This is a genomic window from Luteimicrobium xylanilyticum, from assembly GCF_009429125.1.
Lineage (GTDB): Bacteria > Actinomycetota > Actinomycetes > Actinomycetales > Cellulomonadaceae > Luteimicrobium > Luteimicrobium xylanilyticum.
Genome location: NZ_CP045529.1, coordinates 4,197,225 through 4,208,275, shown reverse-complemented (window position 1 = coordinate 4,208,275; position 11,051 = coordinate 4,197,225). Strand labels below are relative to the sequence as shown.

Sequence of the window (11,051 nt, the reverse complement as noted above, 5' to 3'; positions counted from 1 at the left end):
GTGCCGAACGAGCCAGCCACCATCGCCGAGGTCTGGTCCGCGGCGCGTATCCAGCTCGAGAACGATCCCGACGTCACACCTCGGCAGCGCGGCTACGTCCGACTGGTGGCTCCGCTCGCGCACATCGACGACACCGTCTTCCTGAAGGTGTCGGACGAGCCGATCCGGTCCTTCATCGAGACGAACCTGCGTGCGGACCTCGTCGGTGCGCTCGCCGGCGTCCTCGGGTACGAGCCCAAGCTCGCCATCTCCGTGGACCCCGACCTGCAGATCGCCGACGACGACACCGACCCCGCGGCTCCTGTCTACGCCCGGCCGGCACCGACCACGGCGACGTCCCCCGCGGCCCAGCGCATGCCGACGGACGAGCCCGACCACGGGTTGTCGAACCCGGTCGGATTCGGAGCCACGGTCGGTCTGCCGGAGGCGATGCCGGCCGCGCCGGGCTCCGCTCGAGCAGCGCAGCATGCGCCGCGTCACGCCGAGCCGACGGCTCCGCTCGGTGAGAACAGCCGGCTGAACCCGAAGTACCTGTTCGAGACCTTCGTCATCGGTGCCTCGAACAGGTTCGCCCACGCCGCGGCCGTCGCCGTCGCCGAGGCTCCGGCGAAGGCCTACAACCCGCTGTTCATCTACGGCGACTCCGGCCTCGGCAAGACCCACCTGCTCCACGCCATCGGCCACTACGCCCAGAGCCTCTACCCCAACGTCCGGGTCCGGTACGTGAACTCGGAGGAGTTCACGAACGACTTCATCAACTCCATCGGCGAGGGCAAGGCGGGCGCGTTCCAGCGCCGCTACCGCGACGTCGACGTCCTCCTCATCGACGACATCCAGTTCCTGCAGGGCAAGGAGCAGACGATGGAGGAGTTCTTCCACACGTTCAACGCCCTGCACAACGCGAACAAGCAGGTCGTGATCACGTCCGACCTGCCGCCGAAGCAGCTCAACGGGTTCGAGGACCGCCTGCGCTCGCGCTTCGAGTGGGGCCTCATCACGGACGTCCAGCCGCCCGACCTCGAGACCCGGATCGCGATCCTCCGCAAGAAGGCACTGCAGGAACGTCTCGACGCCCCGGACGACGTCCTCGAGTACATCGCGAGCCGGATCTCGACGAACATCCGCGAGCTCGAGGGTGCCCTGATCCGCGTGACGGCGTTCGCCAACCTGAACCGCCAGCCGGTCGACCAGTCGCTCGCGGAGATCGTCCTCAAGGACCTCATCACCGACGACGACGCCGGCGAGATCACCGCGGCGAGCGTCATCGCGCAGACGGCCGCGTACTTCGGCCTGACGATCGACGACCTGTGCGGCAGCTCACGGTCACGCGTCCTGGTCACGGCGCGCCAGATCGCGATGTACCTGTGCCGCGAGCTGACCGACCTGTCCCTGCCGAAGATCGGCCAGCAGTTCGGCGGCCGCGACCACACGACGGTCATGCACGCGAACCGCAAGATCAGCGAGCAGATGGCGGAACGACGGTCGATCTACAACCAGGTCACGGAGCTCACGAGCCGGATCAAGCAGCAGCATCGCGGCTGACGCGCATTTTGACCGCTTCGGCGTTGTTCACACTTGTGCACAACCCTGTGGATGAGTGTGGACGACGCGCCGGACGCCTGTGGACCGTGATCGAGCGGCGGTGGACGTCGTGTGGGCACCGATCGTCCATCCACATGCCACGCGAGTTGTCGACATCCGATCCCCCACGATGTCCACACCAGTGGACAAGCTCTGACCTGCAGCAAGACGGCTCATCCACAGACTGCACAAGGGCTATGACGACGACGAAAGTTCTCTCCCCGGGGCCGCCACGCGCCGTCAGAGCGGTGCGGTGAGGATGACCGGCTCCACGCGGTGCGACTCGGCTGACGGCGTGGGCGCCGTCGCGTAGGGTGCTTCCAGGAATCGTGGACCTGTGACGCCGCGGAGAGCATCACGCGGCGTGGGTCCTGAGCAGGCACCGAAGAGGAGTGGCATGAAGTTCCGGGTCGAGCGTGACGTCCTCGCCGAAGCCGTCACGTGGACCGCGCGCACGCTGCCCACGCGGCCGCCGGCACCCGTGCTCGCCGGTGTCCTCCTCGACGCCGACGCGAGCGGCGTCCTCGACCTCGCCAGCTTCGACTACGAGGTGTCAGCGCGCGCCCAGGTGCCCGCGGACGTCTCCGAGCCAGGCCGCGCGCTCGTGTCCGGCCGACTGCTCGCCGAGATCTCCCGCGCCCTCCCGAACAAGCCGGTCGACGTGGTCCTCGAGGGCTCCAAGATCACCATGACCTGCGGCGCGAGCCGGTTCACGCTCCTCACCATGCCGGTCGAGGACTACCCCGCGCTCCCCTCGATGCCGGAGACCTCCGGTTCTGTGTCGGGCGACGACCTGACCCACGCCGTCGCCCAGGTCAGCGTCGCGGCGAGTCGCGACGACACGCTCCCCCTCCTCACGGGCGTCCGCGTGGAGATCGAGGGCGAGAAGGTCACGCTCCTCGCCACCGACCGCTACCGTCTCGCGCTCAAGGAGCTCACCTGGAAGCCGGCGTGGCCGGACATCTCGACGGTCGCTCTCGTGCGCGCGCGCACTCTGTCCGACGTCGCCAAGTCTCTCGGTGCGTCGGGCGACGTCGACGTCGCGCTCTCGACCGGGCAGGGCGTCGACCTCATCGGCTTCGAGGCCGGCGGCCGCCGGACGACGTCCCTGCTGGTCGACGGCGACTACCCGCCGGTGCGCCGGCTCTTCCCCGACGAGACGCCGATCCAGGCGGTCGTCGCGACCCAGCCGCTCATCGACGCCGCCAAGCGCGTGGCCCTCGTCGCCGAGCGCAACACGGCGATCCGCCTGTCCTTCACGGACGGTCAGGTCGTCCTCGACGCAGGTCAGGGCGACGACGCCCAGGCATCCGAAGCGCTCGAGGCGAAGCTCGAGGGCGAGGAGATCTCGGTCGCCTTCAACCCCCAGTTCCTCCTCGACGGCCTGGGTGCTCTCGGCGCGGACTTCGTGCGTTTCGGCTTCACGCACCCGAACAAGCCGGTCGAGTTCACCGGGCAGGACTCGCTCGACGGCGTCGCGCGCTCCGACTACCGCTACCTCCTCGTCCCGATCCGCTTCGCGAGCTGAGCACGAGGCGCCGACGAGGAGCAGCACACCCCCAGGCCCCATCATCACCACGCCCGGACCGACGCGGCCGAGCAGGAACGGAGCGACCATGGAACCCGTCCGACACCTCGGTCTCGTCGGCCTCGGCCGGATGGGCGCCGGCATGCGTGAGCGGCTGCGTCGAGCGGGCCTGACCGTTACCGGCTACGACCGCAACCCCGACGTCTCGGACGTCGCCTCCCTCGAGGACCTCGTCGCCGCGCTCCCCGAGACCGGTCGTGCCGTCTGGGTCATGGTCCCGGCAGGCGCGATCACGCAGGGCGTCGTCGACGAGCTCGCGGAGCTGCTCTCCCCTGGCGACGTCGTCGTCGACGGCGGCAACTCGCGCTACACGGACGACCAGCTCCACGCGGCCGCGCTCGCGAAGCGCGGGATCGGCTACGTCGACGTGGGCGTCTCGGGCGGCGTGTGGGGTCTGGAGAACGGCTATGCGCTCATGGCGGGCGGCGACGCGGCCCAGGTCGAGGCGCTGCTGCCGGTGTTCGACGCGCTCCGGCCTGAGGGGCCGCGTGACGAGAGCTTCGTGCACGCAGGCGAGGTGGGCGCCGGCCACTACGCGAAGATGGTCCACAACGGCATCGAGTACGGGGTCATGCAGGCGTATGCCGAGGGTTACGAGCTGCTCGAGGCCAAGGACATCGTGAAGAACGTGCCGGGGACCCTCCGGGCGTGGAGCCGTGGCACGGTCATCCGATCGTGGTTGCTGGACCTTCTGGTCAAGGCTCTCGACGAAGACCCGGCACTCGCCGCGATCGACGACTGGGTGGACGACTCCGGCGAAGGGCGTTGGACGGTCGACGAGGCCATCGAGAACGCGGTCCCGCTGCCGGTGATCACGGCGGCACTGTTCGCGCGGTTCGCGTCGCGCCAGCCGGACTCTCCCGCCCTCAAGGCGGTGGCAGCACTGCGCCAGCAGTTCGGCGGGCACGCGGTCAAGCCCGCGGGCTCGTGACCAGCGCGCTCACGAGGCGCGCCCGAGCCGCGGCCGTGACGCCCGTTCCCTGGTCCCGACGACGACGCAGCACGCCATGTACGTCTCTCACCTCTCCCTGACGGACTTCCGGTCGTACCCGTCGGTCGACCTCGAGCTCGAACCGGGGATCAACGCCTTCGTCGGCCCCAACGGTCAGGGCAAGACGAACCTCGTCGAGGCCGTCGGGTATCTCGCGACGCTGCGCAGCCACCGGGCTCCCACGGACGCGGCGCTGATCCGGGCGGGCGCGAGCCGCGCCGTCGTGCGCGCTCGAGTCGTGCGGGGCGACCGGGCGAGCACGGTCGACCTCGAGCTCGTGCCCGGCAAGGCGAACCGGGCCCGGGTCAACCGTGCACCGGTGCCGCGTCCGCGTGACGTCCTGGGTCTGGTGCGCACGGTCGTCTTCGCCCCGGAGGACCTCGCGCTCGTCAAAGGCGACCCGGACGGCCGCCGCCGGTTCCTCGACGACCTCACGGTCCTCCTGGTCCCGCGGATGGCGGGCGTGCTGCAGGACTACGAGCGCACCGTCCGGCAGCGTTCGGCCCTGCTGAAGTCGGCCGGCGCTGCACGGTTCGGCCGTGGTCGTTCCCGTGGGAGGACCGCTCCCCCGCCGCCCGACGACGAGGACGACGCCCGCGCGTCGTCGGAGCTCTCGACCCTCGACGTCTGGGACGCCAAGCTCGCCGCTCTGGGTGGTCAGATCGTCGCGCTCCGCGCGCGGTTGGTCGCCGCCCTCGCCCCGTACGTCCATGCCGCCAACGAGGCCGTCAGCGCAGGTCAGGGCGCTGCCACGACGACCTATCGCCCCTCGGTACCGCTGCCCGACGACGCCGCGATCCCGAGCCCGGACGACGCGGAGGCCGCGTTGCTCGCGGCGATGGCCGAGCTACGTCCCAAGGAGCTCGAGCGCGGCGTGTGCCTCGTCGGTCCCCATCGGGACGACGTCGAGCTCCGGCTCGGTGAGCTTCCGGCGAAGGGGTACGCGAGCCACGGCGAGTCCTGGTCGTTCGCGCTCGCGCTGCGGCTCGCGTCCTACCGGCTCCTCACGGTCGGACCGTCCACGCTGCCCGTGGGGCCGGGCGACGGCGACGACGCCCCGTGGGCGGATCCGCTCGGTGCGGGGTGGGCGGAGGACAGCGAGCCCGTGCTGGTCCTGGACGACGTCTTCGCCGAGCTCGACGCCCGTCGTCGCGCGCGGCTGGCGGACCTGGTCGCGGACGCGCGCCAGGTGCTGATCACGGCGGCCGTCGCGAGCGACGTACCGGAGCAGCTCGTCGGCGCCCGGTTCGACGTGCATGCCGGGGAGGTGACGCGTGCCGCGTGACGACGACCCGGACGGCGTCGGGGACGACCTGCCCGTGCGCGACCCGGCGCTCCCGGTCCACGAGGTCGCGGAGGACCTCACTCCCCCGCACGAGGTCGCTCGTGAGGCGCTCGCCCGCGCGAAGGAGGCGGCTCGCGCGAAGGGCCTGCGGCCTGGTGTCGTGCGTCGTCCGCTGACCACCGACGGGCCGCAGCGGGTGCACAACCCGGGCGGCCGTGACCCCCAGCTCGTGGCCGACGTGCTCACGAACCTGCTCAAGGCACGCGGGTGGGTCGAGGGGGTGTCCGTGGGCGGCGTCGTCGGGCGCTGGCCCGAGGTCGTGGGCGACGCCGTCGCCGCGCACTGCGTGCCGGAGTCCTTCGACGACAAGGTGCTGGTCGTCCGGGCCGACTCGACGGCCTGGGCGACCCAGGTCGAGCTCCTGGTGCCGCGGCTGCTCGAGGCGCTCGCGCGGGAGGTCGGCGAGGGGGTCGTGGAGCAGGTGCGGGTGCTCGGTCCGGGGGGCCCGAGCTTCCGCCGCGGACGCCGGTCCGTGCAGGGCCGCGGGGCGCGCGACACCTGGGGGTGAGCCCCGCGCGGAGGTTGTGGAGATCGCTGTGGATAAGGGCCTGGTTCCGGGCGTTTCCAGCGATTCCCAGGTAGACTGTCGGGTGTACAGACGCGCGTGGGTCACCACCTCCGCAGCCGGCATCTTGGCTGGTGAACGGCCGGCCCGAGTGTCACGAGCACAACAGGTGGTGACGGCCACGCGCGAGTCATGACGGGAGAGTTGTCGCACGTGACGGAAACGACCGGTAACCCAGGTTCCGAGACGACAGGTGGTTCGCCGGGCGGCACGTACGACGCCAGCGCCATCACCGTGCTGGAAGGTCTCGAGGCCGTCCGCAAGCGGCCGGGCATGTACATCGGCTCGACCGGTGAGCGGGGGCTCCACCACCTGGTGTACGAGGTCGTCGACAACTCGGTCGACGAGGCCCTGGCCGGCTACGCGGACCACATCGACGTGACGATCCTGCCCGACGGCGGCGTCCGGGTCGCGGACAACGGCCGCGGCATCCCGGTCGACATGCACCCCACGCAGGGCAAGCCCACGGTCGAGGTCGTCATGACGATCCTGCACGCGGGCGGCAAGTTCGGCGGCTCGGGGTACGCCGTCTCCGGTGGTCTGCACGGCGTGGGAGTCTCGGTCGTCAACGCACTCTCCACGCGCGTCCTCACCGAGGTGCGGCGTCAGGGCTCCGTCTGGCGCCAGGAGTTCGCGAACGGCGGGACGCCCGTCACCGGTCTCGAGCGGGGCGAGGCGAGCGACGAGACCGGCACCACGCAGACGTTCTGGGCGGACCCGGAGATCTTCGAGACCACCGACTACGACTTCGAGACGCTGCGGGCCCGCTTCCAGCAGATGGCGTTCCTCAACAGGGGCTTGCGCATCTCGCTCACGGACGAGCGCACCCAGTACCGCGACGTCCTCGCGGACGAGGTCGTGGGTACCTCGTCGCCGTCCGACGACGGCGAGACGCCGGCGGAGGTGCCGGTGGACACCGTGACCACCACGCCGAGCGGCGCGATGACGGTGAGCTACCGGTACGACGGCGGTCTGACGGACTACGTCCGGCACCTCAACGCCGCGAAGCGCGTGGAGATCGTCAACCCGGAGATCATCGACTTCGAGGCGGAGGACACCGACAAGCGCATCTCGGTCGAGATCGCGATGCAGTGGACGACGGCGTACTCCGAGTCGGTCTTCACCTACGCGAACACCATCACGACCACCGAGGGTGGTACCCACGAGGAAGGCTTCCGGGCCGCGCTGACCTCGTTGATCAACCGGTACGCGAAGGACAAGGGCATCCTCAAGGAGAAGGACGACAACCTCACGGGCGACGACATCCGCGAGGGTCTGACGGCCGTCCTGTCGATCAAGCTCGGTGAGCCGCAGTTCGAGGGCCAGACCAAGACCAAGCTCGGCAACACCGAGGCGAAGACGTTCGTGCAGCGCGTCGTGAACGAGCAGCTCGGCGACTGGCTCGACTCGCACCCGAACGAGGCCCGCGACATCATCCGTAAGGCGATCCAAGCCTCCGCTGCGCGCGTTGCGGCCCGTAAGGCGCGCGAAGCCACGCGCCGCAAGGGGCTGCTGGAGTCCGGCGGCATGCCGGGCAAGCTCAAGGACTGCCAGTCGAACCGTCCGGAGGACTGCGAGGTCTTCATCGTCGAGGGCGACTCGGCCGGCGGCTCTGCGGTGCGTGGACGCAACCCGCACAACCAGGCGATCCTGCCGATCCGCGGCAAGATCCTCAACGTCGAGCGTGCGCGTCTCGACAAGGCCTTGTCGAACCAGGAGGTCCAGGCGCTGATCACGGCGTTCGGGACCGGCATCGGTGAGGACTTCGACATCGCCAAGCTGCGATATCACAAGATCGTGCTCATGGCCGACGCCGACGTCGACGGCAAGCACATCTGCACGCTCCTGCTGACGCTCCTGTTCCGGTACATGCGGCCGCTCATCGAGAACGGGCACGTGTTCCTCGCGCAGCCGCCGCTGTACCGGATCAAGTGGTCGAACGCCGAGCACGACTACGTGTACAGCGACCGGGAGCGGGACGCGGTGGTCGCCGACGGCCTGGCCCACAACAAGCGCCTTCCGAAGGACAACGGGATCCAGCGCTACAAGGGTCTCGGCGAGATGGACTACACGGAGCTGTGGACGACGACGATGGACCCCGAGCACCGCACGCTGCTCCAGGTCACGCTCGACGACGCGGCGGCCGCAGACGAGGTGTTCTCGGTCCTCATGGGCGAGGACGTGGAGTCGCGGCGCAGCTTCATCCAGCGCAACGCGAAGGACGTGAGGTTCCTGGACATCTGACCTGCGTCGTTCTGTACACGGAGTCGGCACGACCGACCGCTGATGTACAGGACGCACTGCAGGCGCCCAGGACCCACGAGGAGAACAGAGGAAATCCGTGACCGACACCCCTGAGAACGACCAGCCGCAGCAGCCGACCGGTGACGGCACCGCCGTCCTGCACGGACGCATCGAGGCCGTCGACCTCAACGTCGAGATGCAGCGGTCGTACCTCGACTACGCGATGAGCGTCATCGTGACGCGTGCCCTGCCTGACGTTCGTGACGGCCTGAAGCCGGTCCACCGTCGCGTGCTCTACGCGATGTACGACGGCGGCTATCGCCCGGACCGCGGGTTCAACAAGTGCTCGCGCGTCGTCGGCGACGTCATGGGCAAGTACCACCCGCACGGCGACACGGCGATCTACGACGCCCTCGTCCGTCTCGTCCAGGACTGGTCGCTCCGGTACCCGCTCGTCGCCGGCCAGGGCAACTTCGGGTCGCCCGGCAACGACCCCGCGGCGGCTCCCCGGTACACCGAGTGCCGGATGGCGCCGATCGCCATGGAGATGGTCCGGGACATCGACAAGGACACCGTCGACTTCCAGGACAACTACGACGGCAAGACGCAGGAGCCGTCGGTCCTCCCCTCGCGCTTCCCGAACCTGCTGGTCAACGGCTCGGCGGGCATCGCCGTCGGCATGGCGACGAACATCCCGCCGCACAACCTCCGCGAGGTCGCCGAGGGCGTGCGCTGGTGCCTCGCGCACCCGGACGCGACCAAGGAGGAGCTCCTCGAGGCGCTCATGGAGCGCATCAAGGGACCGGACTTTCCCACGCACGCGACGATCCTCGGGCGGCACGGCATCGAGGACGCGTACCGCACGGGCCGTGGCTCGATCACGATGCGTGCGGTCGTCGAGGTCGAGGAGATCCAGGGCCGCACGTGCCTCGTGGTCAGCGAGCTCCCCTACCAGGTCAACCCCGACAACCTGGCCGAGAAGATCGCCCAGCTCGTCCGCGAGAACCGCATCCAGGGCATCGCCGACATCAAGGACGAGACCTCGGGTCGCACGGGCCAGCGCCTCGTCATCGTGCTCAAGCGCGACGCCGTCGCCAAGGTCGTCCTCAACAACCTGTACAAGCACACGCAGCTCCAGGACACGTTCGGCGCGAACATGCTGGCGCTCGTCGACGGTGTGCCGCGCACGCTGTCGCTCGACGCTTTCGTCCGGCACTGGGTCGGGCACCAGATCGAGGTCGTGGTCCGGCGTACGCAGTACGAGCTGCGCGAGGCCGAGAAGCAGATCCACATCTACCGCGGCTACCTCAAGGCGCTCGACCAGCTCGACGAGGTCATCGCCCTCATCCGCCGCTCCCCCGACGCCGACGTCGCGCGCGACGGCCTGATGGAGCTGCTCGACGTCGACGAGATCCAGGCGCGCGCGATCCTCGACATGCAGCTGCGTCGTCTCGCCGCGCTGCAGCGCCAGCAGATCATCGAGCAGCACGACGAGCTCGAGCAGAAGATCAAGGGCTACCAGGCGATCCTGGCGTCGGAACCGCGGCAGCGTGAGATCGTCCAGGAGGAGCTCGACGAGATCGTCGCGAAGTACGGCGACGAGCGCCGGACGACGATCCTCCCCTACGGCGGGGACGTCTCGATCGAGGACCTCATCGCCGAGGAGGAGGTCGTCGTCACCATCACGCGTGGCGGCTACGCCAAGCGCACGCGCAGCGACAACTACCGCCAGCAGCGGCGGGGCGGCAAGGGCGTGCGTGGGGCGCAGCTGCGCGAGGACGACATCGTCGACCACTTCTTCGTCACGACGACGCACCACTGGCTGCTCTTCTTCACGAACCTGGGGCGGGTCTACCGCGCCAAGGCGTACGAGCTGCCCGAGGGCGGCCGGGACGCGAAGGGGCAGCACGTCGCGAACCTCCTGGCGTTCCAGCCCGACGAGCGGATCGCGCAGGTGCTCGCGCTCCCCGACTACGACGCGGCCGAGTACCTCGTGCTGGCGACGCGCCGCGGGCTCGTGAAGAAGACGCGCCTGCAGGACTACAACTCGCCACGCTCGGGCGGCCTGATCGCGATCAACCTGCGCGAGGACGACGAGGGACGCGCAGACGAGCTCGTCTCGGCGCTCCTCGTGGACGCCGGCAACGACCTCATCCTCGTGTCGCGCAAGGGGCAGTCCGTGCGGTTCACGGCGACCGACGACGCGCTGCGCCCCATGGGCCGTGCGACGTCGGGCGTGACGGGCATGAAGTTCCGTGACGACGACGAGCTCCTCGCCGCGGACGTCGTGCGTGAGGACGCCTACCTCTTCACGGTGACCGAGGGCGGCCTCGCGAAGCGGACGGCGCTCACCTCGGAGAACTACCGGGTGCAGGGCCGCGGCGGACTCGGCATCAAGGTGGCGAACCTGCCCGCATCACGTGGAGACCTTGTGGGGGCTCTCGTGGTCGACGGCGACGACGAGGTACTCGTGATCATGGAGCGTGGAAAGATCGTGCGCTCAGCCGTCGACGAGGTGAACCCGACCGGTCGTTCCACCCAGGGCGTCACTTTCGCCAAGCCTGACAAGGGCGATCGCATCATCGGGGTCGCCCGGAACGTCGAGCGCAACCTCGGTGACGATCGGGATACCGTGGAAGCGAACGACCAGGCCGCACCCGACGACGGCGCCGACGCCCCCACGGGCGACGCCGGTGACGCAGGGTCAGCCGGCAACGACACGAGCGAACGAGGATGA

Annotated in this window: 7 protein-coding genes; all 7 read left to right on the top strand. The window is 69.7% G+C overall.

All coding sequences use genetic code 11. From position 1 onward, the window contains the following. The 7 genes from dnaA to gyrA all read left to right on the top strand — a co-directional run bounded on the left by dnaA (position 1) and on the right by gyrA (position 11,051). On the top strand, positions 1-1,542 hold the full coding sequence (gene dnaA, locus KDY119_RS18755) for a chromosomal replication initiator protein DnaA (protein ID WP_227994442.1): 1,542 nt from the start codon (positions 1-3) through the stop codon (positions 1,540-1,542). 436 nt (positions 1,543-1,978) lie between these two features. Next, on the top strand, positions 1,979-3,109 hold the full coding sequence (gene dnaN, locus KDY119_RS18750; RefSeq protein ID WP_036955293.1) for a DNA polymerase III subunit beta: 1,131 nt from the start codon (positions 1,979-1,981) through the stop codon (positions 3,107-3,109). An 88-nt stretch (positions 3,110-3,197) separates the two neighbouring features. Then, on the top strand, positions 3,198-4,100 hold the full coding sequence (gnd, locus tag KDY119_RS18745; RefSeq protein WP_036955296.1) for a phosphogluconate dehydrogenase (NAD(+)-dependent, decarboxylating): 903 nt from the start codon (positions 3,198-3,200) through the stop codon (positions 4,098-4,100). A gap of 76 nt (positions 4,101-4,176) precedes the next feature. Next, entirely contained in the window at positions 4,177-5,445 is a 1,269-nt protein-coding gene (gene recF, locus KDY119_RS18740) for a DNA replication/repair protein RecF (RefSeq protein WP_036955300.1), read from the top strand. Next, entirely contained in the window at positions 5,435-6,013 is a 579-nt protein-coding gene (locus KDY119_RS18735) for a DUF721 domain-containing protein (RefSeq protein WP_407657414.1), read from the top strand. The genes recF and KDY119_RS18735 overlap by 11 nt, the downstream gene beginning before the upstream one ends. 210 nt (positions 6,014-6,223) lie before the next feature. Then, positions 6,224-8,314 carry a DNA topoisomerase (ATP-hydrolyzing) subunit B gene (gene gyrB, locus KDY119_RS18730; protein ID WP_322619625.1) on the top strand — a complete coding sequence of 697 codons (2,091 nt, stop codon included), beginning with the start codon at positions 6,224-6,226 and terminating at the stop codon, positions 8,312-8,314. 97 nt (positions 8,315-8,411) lie between these two features. Continuing rightward, a complete protein-coding gene (gyrA, locus tag KDY119_RS18725) occupies positions 8,412-11,051 on the top strand; it encodes a DNA gyrase subunit A (protein ID WP_051137000.1) in 2,640 nt (879 codons plus the stop codon).